Here is a 16,464-nt window from a genome sequence, read left to right as displayed (position 1 = left end):
TTGATAATGAGAACTAGTGAAACAAATGAGGATTTTGGACTTTCATAAGGGCTAGCTCCAGACTCACAGTAAAATCATCGTAAGGATGACGTGCTTTTATGCCCTGGAATAGTTCTGTTACTGGTTTCAGGTATTTGTATTGTCCGGTTGTGTCAAGAGCATTCACTACCCGTTCAGCGGTAGCAGCGGCGATAGGATCGAAGCCCCTGTCATAGTAAATTTGTGCCTGGATTAGATCGGTATCTTGCTGGCGGCAACTACTTATATGTTCGCCGCTGACTTTTCGCTCTTGTTCTGCTGTTAACAAGCACTCCTGAGCCCGCTCGGGCGCGCGCAATTTTCTTTCTGTGGGTCGCATAAGCGTAGCCGCTCGATTTAACAAATGGCGCTCCCGGTCAAAAGAAACAAAGAAGAGATAATTGTCAGTTATTGCATTCCTTGTAAGGTTTTCAGCCTCATCAAGATAGAGCAAGGCATTTTTCTTATCCGTCTCGTTTCGTGCTGCTCTTGCTCGTGCAAACCCGGCCATAGATAAAGCAGCACCCTCTAATTGTGCAGGAATATTCCATTTATGCTTATCTTGCTTGATTTGCTCTAAGGTGAGTAAGGCTTGTTCCTGGTCCCCCAAATCATCGAATAATACTTCACGTCTGTACAACACGATAGGTAACAGGTCTGTGCATGCTTTTTCACGGGCCAGAAGCAAAGCATTAGCTAGATAGCTTTTTGCTGCCTGATAGCATCTTTGCGCCTTAGCTATTTCTGCAAGCTGTATCTGGAACCCGCATAAAAGCCGGATGATCTCTTGCTTTTGCTTTGTCCGAACATAGAGTACAGTATCATGAAGTCTGTCAATACGAGCCATAGCATCATCTACAGCAGATTCTAGCCCATGTGGGTATCCCTCAGTCCAGTAAGTCTGTAAGGCTGTATAGTACTCTTCCACGTCAATATGCCGGGATACGGGACCGGGAATAATGGTGTTCTCTCCTCTCTGCTCCTCTGGAGATAAAAGCGAGTCGAGGCCTACAGTGGCCAGCAATACGGGGGGAATGTTTAAAAGTTTTGCCAGTACAACACGCCTTTTCGGATCTTTGGGAAAGAAACCATCTGTTTGTTCCATAAACCGTATGCGCCTTCCTAGCACGGGCTGGTCCTTTTCGGCTACTTGTGCATACAGAGCCGCTACCTGATGGATCGGAATAGTATGCAGTCTACGTATATAGCGAACCAGGTAGCCGAAGGTGAGTTGCCCGTCAATACCAACAGTAATCGGGCCGTACTCGCCTACATAGATCTTGAGCTTATCCTTTGATATCACAACCACTCCTAACTTGCAGTACCTCTAATACATTCAAGTATAGAGGTTGCTCGTTTCTTTGTCTAGAGCGTTCTTTCTAGAAAAAGGTCGTATTTTTCTGTCACACAAGAAAACAGGACCATGTTTCTCTATCTAGCAGTGTTATGCTCCTAAACGGGTTGCGAGCCATTTACCTGTATCACTCTGGGTGTTCCTCTACACCCAGCTACCCCATGATACAAATGACGAGTGACCCGCCTTAAGTATGCCATTACTTGACATAATGACGCAAGAATTAGCGAATACAATGGCGTTGCGCTGGCTAGAAGAAGACAAGAGAACATGATCATATTGGATACATCTCTATGTAGCATGTCAGGAGAGCTCCTAATCATGAACTGGCAGAAGATAGACATTACAAACCAACCGACGCAACCCTTGCTAGCGAGCAAGACCGATCAATTTCATGAGTACCTTGTCAAGCATGGCTTGACCTACCTTGCTATCGCCCGCTGTGCTCACGTTCCCTCTATTACCGTATGGTCGATTGACCACAATTTAGCGGTCACTCTAGCTCATGCAAAGCAGGTAAGAGAAGCGTTGCACAAGCTTACAGGAGAGACGTACAACGGGCCAATTGATACGATAGGACCAGAAGGGAGAAGATGCGAGTGGAAAAAACATTGAGTTTATTCGAGTTTCGAGAACAGTTTGAAAAAGGAGCAGACCTGATTCTAGAGGGATATATTACGTTACACCTCGAATTGAGCTTAGAGCATGTGCGTACTGCTCATGGTGTCAAGCAAGAATGTTACTTAAGCTTTTCCTTCCCTGCAATACGCGAGGAACCAAATGTGCATGCCGATGTAGTGTATAGTGATGATCTTATCAACAGCTCTCACTTACGTGTTGAGGATGCTTTCTGGATACTTGAGAGGGACCCGGAGATACAAACCGTCACGATGAAAGGGTCATGTACACGCTTTGTCATTACCAAACAGGAGGGAACCCATGAAAAGACGAGTTCCTCAACAAGATGACACTAGGGTGATACGCCAGGTCACATATCTGTTCGCTTTACGCTGTCTGCTTCACTTCCATCGGTGTTACGGGAGCATAGCGCCAGTGATTGGGCATAGGCAAACCGTGCGTATGTTCCAAACTGCTGGCACGGCCCTCGGCATACTCAGGAAGGAAAGAGCGCTAAAGGAAAGAGTGCTATGAGAATCCGGATAGCACTCGCCCCTTATGAACAGGATATCCTGCTTCCTGCTCTGAAAGCGAAATTCCCCGATCTGACAGCAGAGCCACAGAGCGCATACTCGTACTATAACGCGTACCTGGATGAATCCCCGCAAGGGAAGGGAATAGAGCAAGCTGCATTTTTACGCTTCCATCGTATACACTATATTGATGCTGAGACCGAACAGCAAAGGGCAATTGAACTTTTCCTTTTGGGTGTGGAAATTGCCGGTGCTCAGGTCAAGAGGGTGAGTTTTCCCGGCCTCATTTATGAGGCACTCAGTGTCATCTTAGAAGATCAAAACGGGCGATCCGTCCTGCTTCGGTTTCCGGCAGGTTGGGCAGTTCCATTAAGGAGTCAGATCTTATAAGGAGCCAGAGCGTATGTATCCTGAAAAGTATTTTTCCCTTGCCCATCAAGGCAACAGGGGCCAGAGCCAACCGCCAATACACATATCATGGAAGGTTGAAAACGCTGCTCTTCGCCCTGTAGCCCGTACTGCACTCAAGACCCTGCGCGCGAAGGTCACGTTTGAGACGTGCGGGCAAAAGCACACCGTTGTGCGCATTACTGCACCTCCAGAACAGCTTGATTGGAAGTGGGCCGAAGCGGAACAGGCGCGACACATGCTTGAAAAAGCTGGTGATTCCTTTGCCGCAAAACTCACAACATGTGTGATGCCTGCTATCCAACTGCTTCGTATTGATCCAATTACCAGGGTGATGTATTGTCAGGATCTTCTCAAACCAGACGTTTCCTTTCTCACCTTGGTGTATGATGAGCATCCACAATAAGCTTCAACAGGCTTGAAAAGGGCTTTCGTTCAAAGTGTCTACCATGGTAGACACTTTTGTTATGTGTCAAGTATGCTCGTCATCTTCGCAGTAGCACGAGTGTCTTAGTGCTCGTGAAGAAGCGACGTTTTTTGACTATAGTATCTGGATGTACACGGTGTCAATTGTCTGTAAGTTTGAGAAGGAAAGATGAGCAATGGCAATCCAGTTTATCACCGTCGAAAGTGAGAAAATCTTACCCCTTCCCATTGAAAAAGGGATACCGTTAGGCAAGAGTGCTATTACGAATGCGGCGGTAGCAACCCGTCCACTTGACCAGGAGCACCTAGCCCATTTGCTAGAGGTGCCTTCGGAGCAGTTACCCCCTATTGAAGTTGTCCTCATCTTTGAGGGATATATTATCATCGACGGTCATCACCGATTTGAACGTGCAAAACGCAAGGGAGAAACGACTATTGCCGCTATTGCGCGAAACTATCAAACCGAGTACGAGGTGGTACGCGCGGCTTTTCTTGCAAACCTGGCGCACGGTTTACCAGCAAATCAACTCACCCGTACCGCGTTCGGGATCTGGTTACATATCACTCCAGATCCCTCGGGAAAACAGCTTTCCATTCGGGAAGCGGCCAAACTTGCCGGGATTCATCATTCTGGTTTGGCCAAAGCTCTGAAGAAACTCCAGGAGCAGAATAGCCTGGAGCTAGAACCCATTCCAACAGAGCCAGATGAGGAGACCATCAAACAGAAAGCGGTAACCGTCCAGACAGAAAAGCTTGCAAAAAATATCTCTTCCTATTTCTCTGCTGAAAGCAAGTTCTCAGAGGGAGATCTTCTTGATAGCCGTTTAGAGCGCATGCGCGCGCAAAACCTGGCCAGATACTTTCAACAACGCGGGGATACGCAATCCTCAGCACTCCTCTTACGTGCTCTGGCTCGTTCGCTCAACAAAGCGGCTGATACCCTCCAAAAAAAGGACACAAAAAAGGGATAGCATACGTGCTATCCCTTCCTCTTCCTGCTCCTCATGATTTTTGGTTTCTGAGCACTAATTTGACCAGCCTCCTCTGTAGATCTACGGGCGTGGGTGCCGCTGCTGGCAGATCAGGGGCCGTATCTTCACTGAGCAGGGTAACAAGTTGCTCGTCTGTTGGCTGGGTATATAGCTCCTCATTCTGAGCAGGAAATTGATCAACAACCCGCCTTGGCGAAGTCGTATCACGCGTGATAGCTGGCATGCGTGGCTGACTTGGGGGAAGTTCCGCTGTGGGTTGTGCGGCCCACAGATCGGCCACGGTCGGCAATGGCGGCTGTGGCCCTGGATTCGGTGTAGGAGCTCCCGGCGGTGAAACGGGTTGTCTCCTGAAAAAGTTCAGGTGTTTTGCCTCTTCCTGTACATCCTCTGCTGTGACCAGCACTTGTTGTAACTTTTCTGTTGCCCCAAAGGCGTCTTTGACATAGGCCCATCCATTCGGCAGAGAGGGAACCAATTTCGCATATTCAGGGAGTAAGATCTTTGCCGCCTGGTTCTTATCAACACGATGCACAACATAAGAGATGACCGACTCGCGTAACGCGGCTCTGGCACTGTGAGCCGCGAAGATCGCATAGACTTGATACCCTCGTCCCTCTCGTCCAAGTTTCTGGACGATAAAGGTAAGTTCTTTGGCAATGGCTTTATCATCCATCAAGCTATCCCATTCCTCGACAATCAGTACGATGGGCAAGGAATACGACCCCCCATCAATACGTCTGACCAACTCCTCTTTGACAGTGCGTACATTGTGCAGAATGGCCGGGTACTGTTGGGCAAAGGTCGTTCCAGGGTAGAGGCTAGGAGCCAGAGGAGCTAGACGGCTGAGTAATCCATCTGGCTTGGTGCTATGGGGATCACAGACGACGAGTTGTGCACCCCATTTCGCATGACCCAATGCCATTTGAATGATGGTCGTCGTTTTGCCAGAAGCGCTACTGCCTAAAACAAGGACCGTCTTTTGTTCCTCCCAAATGGCGGTACGAATCGTTCGATCTTCCCGAATCCCCATAAAAAACTGACCAGGTTTGAGACTCCCTTGAATATCCCGATACATCACGGTCCCTGGTTGTTGGCCGGGACCTGGTGACGTGATATTGGAGGGAGAGACATTGCCGGTTGGGAGGGAAGGAAGCGCGGAAACGGCCCGTACTGGAACCGTCGAATCAACGACTTGGCCAGAGGGAGGACCAGCAAAAAGTGCTTCTCGACGCGCCGTACTGAGCGCTTCAAACTCTGCTTCTTCGACACGACGGCGATTGACTTCGAGTTGTTTGATCTTTGCATCTGCAAAGTGCTTCGTGCTAAAGGCCGTCCCATAGGCAATGATACAAATCACCCCAAAGAGTAAGGCGATAAATGCAGCCAGCGCTATCAGGAGCCAGAGCAGCGTACTTATTCCAGGGATAAACGCTTTAATATAGGTCAATGAAATGAGGATGAGAACCACGACAATACCGCCCACGATGGTTCCAAAGAGCATAATGAGGGAAGCAAATGCCCGTCGTATCACGGTTTCTAACCTCCAAAAGAAACAACCTGGAGAGTTCTCCAGGTTGCTTGCTAATGTGCTACATGCACATCAAAGTGCCAAGACTGGACAAACGTTTGTACAGACTGTAAGAGCGATGTTACCAGGGAGGGTGAGTACCAATAGGCGACGACAATAACGACCAGGACCAGCAAGAGAAATGTTGAAAACGAGGGAAACATACAGCCATAGCCCATAGGTGAGATCGGGTACTCCGAGCGACGGTAACGCCGACGTATCATAGCTCCTTCTCCTTCTCAAAAAGCAATCGACAAGACAAACTCACTAAGTCAATGAGTTTACCCTACCTCTGCTCACTTCTTCAGGCTCCTAGCACAAGTGAGCTAGAGACAGGATCTATTCATGATGCATAAATTATTTAAGTATCCATTTACTGAACAATTCCGCACCCCCAATATGGGCTAGCAAGCTTGCTGATCGGCTATTTTCCTAGTAGCCTGCAAGGTTGTTTCATAGATCGTCCCTCAGTAGGAGAAAGAGGTTTACCACATGATCTACGATGATAAGATGTACAGGCTTCTTATAGAAACAGTCACACAGCAACAGCTTCAGCCTATCGTCTGCCAACTGGAGAGACTTGCTAAGCGTGCGCGTCAACACCCACGGGTGCTCAGGAGTGAGTGTGAAGGACAAAGGGAGCTCATACGAGCCACACATGAGCAGATAGAGGCACTGCTTGAGACGCTGTTACCTGCTCTGGCTGGTGACGAGGCAAAACAAACGGTAAGATATGTGTTAGCTCTCTATGAGCGCATTATCTACCCTTCACGGCCAGAGCCGATGTATAGATATGATCTTGTTCGCCGTCGTCCACGATAGAGGAGTTCAGATATGAGAAAGCGCTCTACATATGGCCTGGTCCTCTTGCTCATAGCACTGTTTCTAGCAGGAATAGGCGCTCTTCTGGTCTACGTGCATCCCGATCCGTTGGGGTGTATGGTGTCACGAGTCATCTCTGAGGATCGACACTATTCAGAGCCAGATGACTATCTCTACATCGTTCAACTACAAGGCATGTATACCCCTCTGGGCCATTTCTGTGGATACCTCCGTGCCTCTCTCCAGGTAGAGGCACCAGCTAACTACACAACAGCAGTAGATGAGGTATCGCTTTATGATGCTGCTTCTGATAAAACCGATGTCTTTACACGTTCTTACCCGCCTTCAGACCACTCGCAAACCATCGCCGTTACTACTCCCTGGTCCATCGCTCAGTGTGGCCGGGTAGTCGAGGCTACAGCCACCTACTATCAAGATATCCTTGCCTCTGGCTCCTCTGTGATGACCCCTTTTGCTTGTGGGTAGGAGCAAGAGAAGCAAAAAGAGGAGCCAGAGCTAGACGGCTCTGGCTCCTTACCCTTATTTGCGAGTAATTAATTTGATCCTTGCGCCTTTTTTTTTCTCCCTCTCTTTTGTTTCACAAGACCTAATTTCCAGGGAGTTGATTTTGCTTCTCTAATGAGCTCTACATCCTCTTTTTTCAAATAGGCATGGTTATCAAATAGGAATTGATGAGTATCTATCCTCAGCATGTTGATATAGTAATAAAGGGATGCTCGTTTGACTCCAATAGTTTCAGCAGCAGCTTGAATAGTAATATATTCCTCTTGTTCTTCTGGCATACATTCATCCTCAGCATGTAATTCTGATTTGATCCCTCTATTTATATCATCAAAGTTGGGACATATCAATTGCTGTTGACTGGTGTTGAAAAATTTGCTATATTTAACCCATTGGAAGTTTATAGTTCAACAGAGAAACAAAAGAGATAGACCAGGAGCTAGCTAGTCTATCTGAAAGGAGAATACCATGCAGCAACATGGCACACCTCGACCTCATTCTAACATTACCTGCAATTGCTATGAGTGCAGAAAGTTTGACTATGCCGATACAATCGTCTCTGGTCCTCCCATTCAACATCATGTAATGAGAATAGCCCCTATTCCTCATAAAAAAGCGTATGAAATTTTACGGGCTATTGATACAGAAACAGGGGAAATAAGTACTTATTTATTTCCAATACATTAATAGCAACTCATAGAGAACAGCCAATATATACTAGGTGATCTGCAACATGAAACAACCTGACACTATACTCCCTTTACGTAAAGTTCATAGTATGACAGCAAGAAGGGGGATTAGATGTCATCCACTCACGACGAAAAGCGGATAGATGATTGCTTTTCACCAGAGGATAAGCGAGCTTTGTATGCAACCTTACAGGATGTTGCTAAGGAAATAAGGAGAATTAAGCATGAGCGTGAGAACAATCAAGAAGAAAGCGAGTACAAGCGTCAGCTACCCTCTGTACTTTCCTGATCAGTTGAAAAATGAAGACGGTGTAATCTATGTTAGGCAATCGAGCCCTAATCAAACAAGGAATAATATCCATAGTTACGAAATGCAAACGGATAAGTTTATAGAGCATTTTCGCCAGATGGGATTCACGGGAAATATAACAGTCATTCCTGATGACGAGGGTACAAGCGGTACTCTTGAGATTCATAAAAGACCTGGAATGATGAGGATGTTTGCAATGATCCAGAAGAGAAAAGCCAAGTGGATCGGGACCGTGCATGTCAATCGTTTGACTAGAGATCCTGATTTTGTGACTCCTGCTCACATCATGAAAACTTGTCGTACTTATGGTGTGTGGATTATTACGCTTCGTATGCACTTCAATTTTGATGACGATTATTGCCGACGCGTTTTCATGCTTGAAGCAGAGGAAGCAGCACGTCATCTTGAGTGGATGAAACTCATTCTCGGCGGCGGTAAGCGAGTGGCGAGCGATAAAGGTTATTATGATGGTCGTCCGGTTCCTTGGGGTTATATCGTAGATCGTACAGACGAGAAAAAGAAGAAGTATATCATCTATAAGCCTCACGCTAAGATTGTAGAAAAACTATTCAAACGCTTTTTTGAACTAGATGGTAATTTTCCTGAACTGCTTCGAGAAATAGAGAACGATCCAAATGAACTCTTTCCTCCATTTGAGCCAGGCATAGATACTAGGGGGTTTCGTAGGCCTTGCAGGAGACGGGGACCACGACGACAATTCGCAGAGGGTTATACACCGAGCCTGGATGGAATTATAGGCATTTTAACTAATCCGATATATATAGGATGGTGGATACCGTTAGATGGTGGATTTATTGAGAATAACCATCCTGCTATTGTTGAGGAATGGTTATTCATCTATGCACATAAGAGATTAAGCGCTTACGATCTAGAGGGAAGCAGGCAAAAGCCAGAAAGAGTTGTCAGGAATGGCAAAACTCAAGCTCTATTAAAGAAAGTCGTGAAGGGTCCTGATGGATATGAAATATATGCAACAAGAGCAGGCAGAAAGTACAAAGATGTGTATCGGCATGGCAGTTATGCCAAAATAGAAAGAGTTTTTGAATTTGCATTTACGGTAGAACTGATTGATAGCATCTTTCTCTCCAAATTCTTTGAGAGGTTAGAAAAGTGGGAGGGTTGTGAAGACTGGAAAGAAGACTTAGACCAGGAGCAGGAGCAAAAAGAAGATATAAAGCAGACTATTAAAGGCCTGATTGCTGAAGCTCAAGAACAATGGGATCATAATATGAGGTTACTGAAGAATGCTAAGATTCCTAAAACTGAACAGATGGAAGCCGATCTAGCAAGTGAGTGTGCTAAACTGGAGAAAAGAATAGCAAAGCTAAAGCAGGATTTAGAGCACGCGAAAGAAAAGGTAGAGCCAGATGAAGAGATACAATACGCAATATATACTCTGCTTCCTGATCTTATTCAGGCATGGCCGCAAATTCCATTTCAGCAGAAGTTACGTTTCATTGGTAGCTTAGTCCGTCAGGTTACCCTGTCTCGGCCTGCTCCTGGTTGGGCAAAAATAGAAATCGACTGGAAAAGAATCGATTGGGACACTGATATAGCACATGTACGATTACGTACACATGGCGGGTCGTGGACAGACGAGGAAAAGGAGCTATTACGAAATCTCTATTCTACTGCTCCAGCTATGGATATAGTCAGAGCTCTACCTACTAGATGCTGGGTTGCTATAAAAGCTATGGCCTCTGAGATGGAAGTCAGAAGGACAAAGGGAGTAGCTAGCAGTGATGGATATAAAGATTTTTATCATGTCTGCTATGATGACGTTGTATATGCAGAAGAGCACAGATTAGTAATAGGTGACAAAAATCCGCAATGGTCGTCACAACGCCAACTTTTCCGCTGGCGCGCGCATATCCTTCGGCCATAAAGCCCGCGCCCTGTTCGTGTCGCGCGAGAACGTGGCGTAGACCAGCCTCGTGGCGTAGAGCCTCGTAGAGTGATAAGGTATGCACACCAGGAATACCAAAAATAGTCTCGACATGGTGCGCGCGTAAACTTGCGGTGATTGCCTGCGCACCAGTAAGATGCTGCCTGTTTTTCACTTTGTCTGTCCTTCCTGAAATATATCAGTACAAGCGGTCGTTAGTGGGCCCTTCGTGCCACCCTTTACATTAAATCACATCTATGTAGAGCGAAAACAGGAAGGCCGAGCACTCTGGCCGAGAATTGTTTTGCTAAGTAATTGTAATGTGTTGACATCCCATAACAGCGCTGTTAGTATTAGCTATAACTGCTGATGATGTGGACTAGAAAAGTACTTATGGAGGACTATTGTGACAATCTCATGCCAGCTACGAATCTTGCTTGCGCGCGTCAATCTCGAACGGGCCCAACAAGGAAAGCCGGCTCTGAGCTTACGCCGTTTGGCCTGCGAAAGTGGAGTCTCGCTAAGTGTGCTGGCAGCCCTGAATATGGGGCGTAGTCAGCGTATTGACTATGCAACGCTGGATCGTCTTCTCAACTACTTCAGCAGATATATGAATGTCTCTATCGCCGATCTGCTTGTCTGGGAAAGATCTGATGAGGATGGTGCTGCTGCTCTACAGCCTGGCTATGAGATGCACGCATAGTGAGTAAGCCTGGAGCAATGCGATGCAACAACTACTGCAGCATGCTTGCTGCTTCGGCGCTTGATTAGCATATGAGGCGAAAGTCGAAAAGAGCGAAATGTACAGATTTTGTTAAGGGATGATATTGCATGACAACAGGAGAGAAAACATGGCTATAATGATAAAATCGCGTCAGGAGATCGCTCTCTTGCGCGAGGCTGGGCGCATTGTAGGACAAACATATGAGGTTCTACGCCCACATATCAAGGCAGGGATTAGCACTGCAGAACTTGATAAAATCGCCGAAGACTTTATCCGCAGCAAGGATGCTATCCCTGTCTATAAAGGTTATGGAGCGAGAGCGGCGCGAGCCGGACAGCCGGCAGTACCCCCTTTCCCGGCTACAATTTGTGTGGCAATCAACAATGTTATTTGTCACGGAATTCCCAGCTCTACACAATATCTCAAAGATGGGGACATTATTGGCATCGATATTGGGGTGCGCTATAAGGGCTGGGTAGGCGATTCTTGTGCGACCTTTGCGGTAGGCAAACTTGATGATGAAGCGCAGAAATTGGTAGATACTGCTCGACGTTCTATGGAACTAGGGATTGAGCAGGCGCGCGCTGGCAATCATATGGGCGACATTGGGGCTGCGATCCAGAGCTATGCAGAGGCTCAGGGCTTCTCGGTTGTGCGTGATCTGGTTGGTCACGGCGTAGGTCATTCGGTACATGAAGATCCGCAGGTTCCGCACATCGGTAGAGCCGGGACAGGACTAAAATTGCGGACTGGTATGGTTTTTACCATTGAGCCTATGATTAATGTAGGCAAGCCCCAGACACGCCTACTTGCTGATCGCTGGACAATATGCACTGCTGATGGTTCGCTCTCCGCGCAGTTTGAGCATACGCTCGCTGTTACCGATGGAGCTCCGGAACTGTTGACTTTGCCCTGAGTAGAGAAACTAGCAGGGGAAATATCTTCTATGCCAGGGATTTGCGCACCGGATTCTTTATGCTCTAGCTAATCGTGAGCAGAACCGGTGTGCAAGCTACCTTTTCTTCTCTCCACCTTTCTATCCGCCCACTCTTGCCCACAAGATAGGTAGATGCACTTTAACACTGCCTATACTCCCCACGTGTACATCTTTCTTGCAGAGATAGGATAATGTGATTTGTTCTATGGTTTATTCCTACTTAAGTGGTTTGGGGATACTAATACTATGAGATATGGTATACTATGTGTTCTGTTGCTATTATTGATATTTCGAGCAAGTTCTATTTCTTGGTTGAAATACGCCAAACCGAGTGCAACTAATACGTTTCCTTGGGCTTTTGTCCGATAAATAAAATATCGCTTGTCATATATAAAGCTGTATGCTACAATTCGGGAGCAGTATACAAATCGTTCACTCCAGAATTCAGATTATCTTTAGGGCATGAGTCCTCTTGCATAGTTCCAGACAGCGATAAACAAGTAAAAAGCGGGAAAGATGTAGAGGAAGAAGCTTGTATAATCCCGGGTCTGAGAGATCGTAAGTAAGTGTAATCTTTGCTACGAGAAAATGAAGGATGATTCATGCTATTGGGCGTATAACAGTTAAGAGATGTTATTAGCCAGTGAGGGAGAAATATGACGCTCGTCACCAAGGAGAATGGTAGCACATATCGGCCAGGATATGAAATAGTAGCTGCCAGAATAATTGAGTTTATAAAGATATCAGGTTTGCAGCCTGGTGATCGCTTGCCTACCGAGCAGAAATTGGGGATACAACTCGGGGTTAGCAGAGCTATGGTGCGGGAAGCTGTAAAGATTTTAACGGCAAGTGGACATGTGAAAACGCGCCGTGGCAGCGGCACATACGTGGGCGATGGAACGCAACCCTTAGCAGCAGCAGCTATAAACTTCTCTATGCCTGTTGATCCGGAGCATATACGCGCTCTTTTTGAGTTTCGTTCTATGCAAGAGATGCTCACGGCTCGTCTGGCTGCTGAGCGCATTACATTGGCCGAGTTACGATCGCTTGATAAATTTTTGTCCCTCTGCCGACAGGGGGCCGAAACAGAACAGTGGAAACAGTTTATAGAGAACTACGATGCTTTTCACCTGGGGATAGCGCAGGCGGCACATAACATATTTTTAGCTGAGACGGTCGCCTTCGTTTTAAAGATCTTGCGTGGAGTAGTAAAGATGTTAATGGATGATGAGCATCACTTGCTGCTTGATATAGTAGAGCAGCAAGAGAAAATATTTAACTCGATAAAAGAAGGCGATGCGGATAATGCGGCTCAAGATATGAGGAGCCATATAGAAGACATTTTGCTGATATATCAGCAAAATGTGCGAAAACGGCTCAGTGTTGATATCCTCGTATAAGCCTGGGGCTGCACATTGCTGGATCTCTGATGCTGCTCACAATACGCTGAAGATACGCGGATGGTCGCTTTTTGATAATGGACAGATGGTTAGGCGCGTATCGGTGTATCTATTCTCAGGAGCACTATGTCCCTGGAAGCATTGCTAATGAGCATCACAATAGTAAAGCGCCTGAGGAGAGGCATGCTTTTCTGAAATAGCCAGCCCAGGCGCTTAGCAGCGCTCCTCGTGCGAAAAGCTTTCGTAGCAAGTAGTACCACCAGGAGGTAAAAATGAGAGATTTTTTTCGTCTGGTGTGATATTCTTTTCCCCGTAGACGTGCTTATAATCGTCTTTTAAGAAACGGCTAATAAGTCGTACTCATACAATTGTTAGGAAAGGATTTTGTTATGCCAGGACATACATCGAGTCCCATTCGCACTCTGGGTGTATTAACTGGAGGGGGTGATGTTCCCGGCCTGAACGCGGCTATTAAGGCCATGGCTTACAGAGCAGAGCCTATGGGCATTCGCGTCATCGGCCTGCGTTTAGGCTGGGCGGGCATCACCTTCCTGGATCGCAGTCGTGGAATTGAGAATCTCTATTTTCGCGCGGAAGACCCAAGTACATGGCAAGGCTCGTACCTGATGTCTTTAACACGCCTGACGACGCGCACTATCGATAGACAAGGTGGCACGATTCTGCAATCGTCGCGGACAAATCCAGGCAAGGTACGGGTCGGCGAGCTTCCTCCCCACCTTGCCTCTTATGGGGCTGGACGCGCTCCTGATGATAGAATTGATCTCACTGAAGAGGTCATGGCCAATATAAAGTTTCTTGGCTTAGATGGGTTGGTGGTGATTGGCGGAGACGATACGCTGAGCTATGGAGCTGTCTTGGATGCCAGAGGCGTGCCTGTCTGGGGTATTCCTAAGACTATGGATAATGATGTTCCCGGCACTGATTATTGTATTGGCTTTCAGACCGCGATCAGCCGGGCCGCAGAGTTTATCAATCGCATGCGCTCTACGGCGGGCTCGCATAGCGAGACAGTTCTGTTTCGTATGTTTGGGCGCGATGCTGGCTTTACGGCTCTGGAGACGGCTATTGTCACCTGGGCAGATCGCCTTTTAATTCCAGAAGTGCCGGCCAATGTCGATGTGCTTGCTGATCTGGTTGCGCAGGATCGACGTAATCCGCAGAATTATTCGACAGTTGTCCTTTCGGAAGGAGCAAATCTGGGCATGGCGGTGCCGGAGGTAGGGGAGCCCGACGCCTATGGTCATCGTAAAAAGGCCAATATCGCAGAGTTTCTCGGTGAACAGCTCTCTCAACGGCTTCCGGGTGTTCGCTTCTTACCAATAGATCTTACCTATTTCCTCCGCAGTGGTGAGCCCGAGGTTTACGATAAGCATATGGCAATCTTCTATGCCAACCTGATCATGTCTATGGTTGAGAAGGGGGAGCATGGGGTTATGGCGGCGCAGCGCGATGGAGCTTTTATATGCACTGACATTCCCGGGAAGGATCTCTCGCCTCGTCGCGTTGATCCTGCCGATTATCATACCACACGTTATCGACCTCGCTTTGAGCATATCACCGGTTCCTATCGTCCCCAGCCGCGCGCCTGAAAAAGGTGAATCAGGTAAGGCAGATGGCAGTGTGGCCATCTGCTGGTCCGGCTCAGCTACATTTTCTTCAAGACATGAAGAAGCCCCTCTGCGGGGTAATTTTTGCTAACTTGTTTAGAAGCTAGAAGGATACCGGCTTTCTCTCAGAGCTAAAACTGGAGACGCGCAGGCGAGCACCACATGATTGGCGAACTATCAGTCGTGTAGGTAATTCGATGTGCTTTGCCGGTCCCATGAGCTGGCCTTCGATGCGATTAATGAGTAGGTTGGCTGCCCGCATGCCCATATCGGCCCGTTGCTGGGCGACAGTGGTCAGGGGAGTGCGCAGCAGGGCTGTATAGCTCAAGTCATCAAAGCCCACCAGGGCGAGCTCTTCAGGGGCCTTAATCTGGTGCCGTTCGGCGGCTTGAAGCAGGCCTAGAGCCGTTCCATCGTTCACTGCAAAGATCGCGTCAGGGCGATTCTCGCCAGTGACTATATTATCATAAAAATTTTGTATGCCTGGTGTTGCTATAAAAACTAGCGCTTCATCATATGGCCGCTGATATTCTTGCAAGGCTTTGCGGTATCCCGTGCAACGGTCGCGTACCGATGTCGTGAGCAAACTGGTCCAGCTTACAAAGGCTATTCGCTTGTATCCCAGGATGAGCAAATGCTCGGTTACTCTATATCCACCGTCGATGTTATCGGAGATTACATAATCGCAGTCTAGCTCTGGTAGATAGCGATCAACCAATACGAAGGGGAAGTTCTTTTCTTTGAGCCGGGCAAGCGCTGGATCATATGTTCTTTCGCTCAGAGGAAAGATAATCAAGCCGTCAGTTGTGCTTTCCAGGCGTTCAATGTCAAGCGCAAGCTCTTCGGCATTCTCTTCAGAGTAGGCAAAGCTAAGTTGATAGCCGCGCGCCTTGGCCGCTTGCTCAGCGCCCAGTAAGATTTCAAGGTTAAGTTCATCTCCTGCCTGACTTAAGATCAAACCAATGTTTTTTGCAGGCTGCTGGCTCAGCTGATAGGCAGGCTCCTGGCCTTTGGGGGCCGCAGAAAATTGCCGTACAAAAGTGCCGCTTCCTTGAATGCGTTCGAGCAATCCCTCGTTCATGAGCGCATTAAGCGCTTGTCGGACCGTTCCGCGGCTAATATGATATTTCTGCGCGATTTCCGACTCTGTTGGAAGGCGAGCTCTGACAGCCAGGTCTCCTGAGAGGATGCGTTCCCGAAATTCTGCCAGAATCTGGGCTGAGAGCGCCTTTGACTGTGAGCTTTTTTCTGATTCTTGCACAGTTGAGTTCCCTTACAAGTTAATTAACAAATTTGTCTAAGAAAATATGGACAAATTTGTTATTGCGCTTTTTTATCATACTCAGCTATGCTAAAAAAGTCAAGAGATTGCTGTCGTAGCCTTATATGTGTCAAGCCCTGCCTGAAGAGAGGCGGCAAGAAAAAGCTTACAGCAGGCTGTTTCTCGTTCATACGTTGATTATCTCTCCTCTTTTTTTCTGCTGCTGCAGGCGACAGCATATATGCTCTTTTCGCTTGCCAATTCGTAGCGTGCTTATATCAAGCCAGGGCCAGAGGATCTAGCTTGCGGTCTTTTTTGTCTGAATATGTTGAATATATTGACAAAATTT

General features: G+C 47.3%; 17 protein-coding genes and 1 pseudogene. 12 read left to right on the top strand and 6 right to left on the bottom strand.

Annotated elements, in window-relative coordinates; genetic code table 11:
- Nucleotides 1–13 precede the first annotated feature (13 nt).
- Nucleotides 14–1,321: a hypothetical protein gene (locus EPA93_RS18205; protein ID WP_129888875.1), complete on the bottom strand. Its 1,308-nt coding sequence runs from the start codon at nucleotides 1,319–1,321 to the stop codon at nucleotides 14–16.
- Nucleotides 1,322–1,693: 372 nt separating this feature from the next.
- Here EPA93_RS18205 and EPA93_RS18200 point away from each other — a divergent pair, with 372 nt between their 5' ends.
- From EPA93_RS18200 to EPA93_RS18180, 5 genes are all read left to right on the top strand, one after another.
- A complete protein-coding gene (locus EPA93_RS18200) occupies nucleotides 1,694–1,987 on the top strand; it encodes a hypothetical protein (protein WP_129888874.1) in 294 nt (97 codons plus the stop codon).
- Nucleotides 1,972–2,340, top strand: a complete 369-nt coding sequence (locus EPA93_RS18195; protein ID WP_129888873.1) for a hypothetical protein — start codon at nucleotides 1,972–1,974, stop codon at nucleotides 2,338–2,340. Before EPA93_RS18200 ends, EPA93_RS18195 begins: the two co-directional genes overlap by 16 nt.
- 180 nt (nucleotides 2,341–2,520) lie before the next feature.
- Nucleotides 2,521–2,913 carry a hypothetical protein gene (locus EPA93_RS18190; RefSeq protein WP_129888872.1) on the top strand — a complete coding sequence of 131 codons (393 nt, stop codon included), beginning with the start codon at nucleotides 2,521–2,523 and terminating at the stop codon, nucleotides 2,911–2,913.
- Nucleotides 2,914–2,926: 13 nt separating this feature from the next.
- Complete coding sequence (locus EPA93_RS18185; RefSeq protein WP_129888871.1) at nucleotides 2,927–3,337, top strand: hypothetical protein; 411 nt, start codon at nucleotides 2,927–2,929, stop codon at nucleotides 3,335–3,337.
- Between the two features lie 196 nt (nucleotides 3,338–3,533).
- The gene (locus EPA93_RS18180; protein ID WP_129888870.1) at nucleotides 3,534–4,328 is read left to right on the top strand and encodes a ParB N-terminal domain-containing protein; all 795 of its coding nucleotides are present in this window, start codon (nucleotides 3,534–3,536) and stop codon (nucleotides 4,326–4,328) included.
- 31 nt (nucleotides 4,329–4,359) lie between these two features.
- Here the strand turns inward: EPA93_RS18180 and EPA93_RS18175 are convergent, their stop codons facing one another.
- Both EPA93_RS18175 and EPA93_RS18170 read right to left on the bottom strand, forming a co-directional pair.
- Nucleotides 4,360–5,880 carry an ATP-binding protein gene (locus tag EPA93_RS18175; protein WP_129888869.1) on the bottom strand — a complete coding sequence of 507 codons (1,521 nt, stop codon included), beginning with the start codon at nucleotides 5,878–5,880 and terminating at the stop codon, nucleotides 4,360–4,362.
- Between the two features lie 50 nt (nucleotides 5,881–5,930).
- Nucleotides 5,931–6,140 carry a hypothetical protein gene (locus EPA93_RS18170; RefSeq protein WP_129888868.1) on the bottom strand — a complete coding sequence of 70 codons (210 nt, stop codon included), beginning with the start codon at nucleotides 6,138–6,140 and terminating at the stop codon, nucleotides 5,931–5,933.
- A gap of 268 nt (nucleotides 6,141–6,408) precedes the next feature.
- On the opposite strand from EPA93_RS18170, the gene EPA93_RS18165 reads away from it, so the two are divergent.
- Both EPA93_RS18165 and EPA93_RS18160 read left to right on the top strand, forming a co-directional pair.
- Nucleotides 6,409–6,738 (top strand): hypothetical protein, encoded by a 330-nt coding sequence (locus EPA93_RS18165; protein WP_129888867.1) that lies wholly within the window; start codon nucleotides 6,409–6,411, stop codon nucleotides 6,736–6,738.
- A gap of 12 nt (nucleotides 6,739–6,750) precedes the next feature.
- The gene (locus tag EPA93_RS18160) at nucleotides 6,751–7,224 is read left to right on the top strand and encodes a hypothetical protein (protein WP_129888866.1); all 474 of its coding nucleotides are present in this window, start codon (nucleotides 6,751–6,753) and stop codon (nucleotides 7,222–7,224) included.
- A 68-nt stretch (nucleotides 7,225–7,292) separates the two neighbouring features.
- Here the strand turns inward: EPA93_RS18160 and EPA93_RS18155 are convergent, their stop codons facing one another.
- Complete coding sequence (locus tag EPA93_RS18155) at nucleotides 7,293–7,541, bottom strand: hypothetical protein (protein ID WP_129888865.1); 249 nt, start codon at nucleotides 7,539–7,541, stop codon at nucleotides 7,293–7,295.
- Between the two features lie 632 nt (nucleotides 7,542–8,173).
- Here EPA93_RS18155 and EPA93_RS51000 point away from each other — a divergent pair.
- Nucleotides 8,174–10,165 (top strand): recombinase family protein, encoded by a 1,992-nt coding sequence (locus EPA93_RS51000; protein WP_129888864.1) that lies wholly within the window; start codon nucleotides 8,174–8,176, stop codon nucleotides 10,163–10,165.
- Here the strand turns inward: EPA93_RS51000 and EPA93_RS18145 are convergent.
- Nucleotides 10,110–10,340: pseudogene (locus EPA93_RS18145) on the bottom strand (thiamine pyrophosphate-binding protein); the annotation flags it as partial. The gene EPA93_RS51000 and the pseudogene EPA93_RS18145 overlap by 56 nt on opposite strands.
- A 231-nt stretch (nucleotides 10,341–10,571) precedes the next feature.
- On the opposite strand from EPA93_RS18145, the gene EPA93_RS18140 reads away from it, so the two are divergent.
- The 4 genes from EPA93_RS18140 (at nucleotide 10,572) to EPA93_RS18125 (ending at nucleotide 14,836) form a co-directional block, all read left to right on the top strand.
- The gene (locus tag EPA93_RS18140) at nucleotides 10,572–10,868 is read left to right on the top strand and encodes a helix-turn-helix domain-containing protein (RefSeq protein ID WP_129888862.1); all 297 of its coding nucleotides are present in this window, start codon (nucleotides 10,572–10,574) and stop codon (nucleotides 10,866–10,868) included.
- 148 nt (nucleotides 10,869–11,016) lie between these two features.
- Nucleotides 11,017–11,805: a type I methionyl aminopeptidase gene (gene map / locus EPA93_RS18135; RefSeq protein WP_129888861.1), complete on the top strand. Its 789-nt coding sequence runs from the start codon at nucleotides 11,017–11,019 to the stop codon at nucleotides 11,803–11,805.
- 677 nt (nucleotides 11,806–12,482) lie between these two features.
- Nucleotides 12,483–13,226 carry a FadR/GntR family transcriptional regulator gene (locus EPA93_RS18130; protein WP_129888860.1) on the top strand — a complete coding sequence of 248 codons (744 nt, stop codon included), beginning with the start codon at nucleotides 12,483–12,485 and terminating at the stop codon, nucleotides 13,224–13,226.
- Between the two features lie 389 nt (nucleotides 13,227–13,615).
- Nucleotides 13,616–14,836, top strand: coding sequence for a 6-phosphofructokinase (locus EPA93_RS18125; RefSeq protein WP_129888859.1), 1,221 nt, complete (start codon nucleotides 13,616–13,618; stop codon nucleotides 14,834–14,836).
- Nucleotides 14,837–14,957: 121 nt separating this feature from the next.
- On the opposite strand, the gene EPA93_RS18120 is transcribed toward EPA93_RS18125, so the two are convergent.
- Nucleotides 14,958–16,115 (bottom strand): GntR family transcriptional regulator, encoded by a 1,158-nt coding sequence (locus tag EPA93_RS18120; protein ID WP_129888858.1) that lies wholly within the window; start codon nucleotides 16,113–16,115, stop codon nucleotides 14,958–14,960.
- Nucleotides 16,116–16,464 lie beyond the last annotated feature (349 nt).

Source organism: Ktedonosporobacter rubrisoli, assembly GCF_004208415.1.
GTDB classification, from domain to species: domain Bacteria; phylum Chloroflexota; class Ktedonobacteria; order Ktedonobacterales; family Ktedonobacteraceae; genus Ktedonosporobacter; species Ktedonosporobacter rubrisoli.
Note: the sequence above shows the minus strand (reverse complement) of the source record. Positions and strands in the feature narration are given on the sequence as shown.

Excerpts from the sequence above, each read along its gene's own strand:
- EPA93_RS18200 (WP_129888874.1), top strand. The coding sequence starts at position 1,694 with ATGAACTGGCAGAAGATAGACATTACAAACCAACCGACGCAACCCTTG.
- EPA93_RS18190 (WP_129888872.1), top strand. The coding sequence starts at position 2,521 with ATGAGAATCCGGATAGCACTCGCCCCTTATGAACAGGATATCCTGCTT.
- EPA93_RS18185 (WP_129888871.1), top strand. The coding sequence starts at position 2,927 with ATGTATCCTGAAAAGTATTTTTCCCTTGCCCATCAAGGCAACAGGGGC.
- EPA93_RS18180 (WP_129888870.1), top strand. The coding sequence starts at position 3,534 with ATGGCAATCCAGTTTATCACCGTCGAAAGTGAGAAAATCTTACCCCTT.
- EPA93_RS18170 (WP_129888868.1), bottom strand. The coding sequence starts at position 6,140 with ATGATACGTCGGCGTTACCGTCGCTCGGAGTACCCGATCTCACCTATG.
- EPA93_RS18165 (WP_129888867.1), top strand. The coding sequence starts at position 6,409 with ATGATCTACGATGATAAGATGTACAGGCTTCTTATAGAAACAGTCACA.
- EPA93_RS18160 (WP_129888866.1), top strand. The coding sequence starts at position 6,751 with ATGAGAAAGCGCTCTACATATGGCCTGGTCCTCTTGCTCATAGCACTG.
- EPA93_RS18155 (WP_129888865.1), bottom strand. The coding sequence starts at position 7,541 with ATGCCAGAAGAACAAGAGGAATATATTACTATTCAAGCTGCTGCTGAA.
- EPA93_RS51000 (WP_129888864.1), top strand. The coding sequence starts at position 8,174 with ATGAGCGTGAGAACAATCAAGAAGAAAGCGAGTACAAGCGTCAGCTAC.
- map (WP_129888861.1), top strand. The coding sequence starts at position 11,017 with ATGGCTATAATGATAAAATCGCGTCAGGAGATCGCTCTCTTGCGCGAG.
- EPA93_RS18130 (WP_129888860.1), top strand. The coding sequence starts at position 12,483 with ATGACGCTCGTCACCAAGGAGAATGGTAGCACATATCGGCCAGGATAT.
- EPA93_RS18125 (WP_129888859.1), top strand. The coding sequence starts at position 13,616 with ATGCCAGGACATACATCGAGTCCCATTCGCACTCTGGGTGTATTAACT.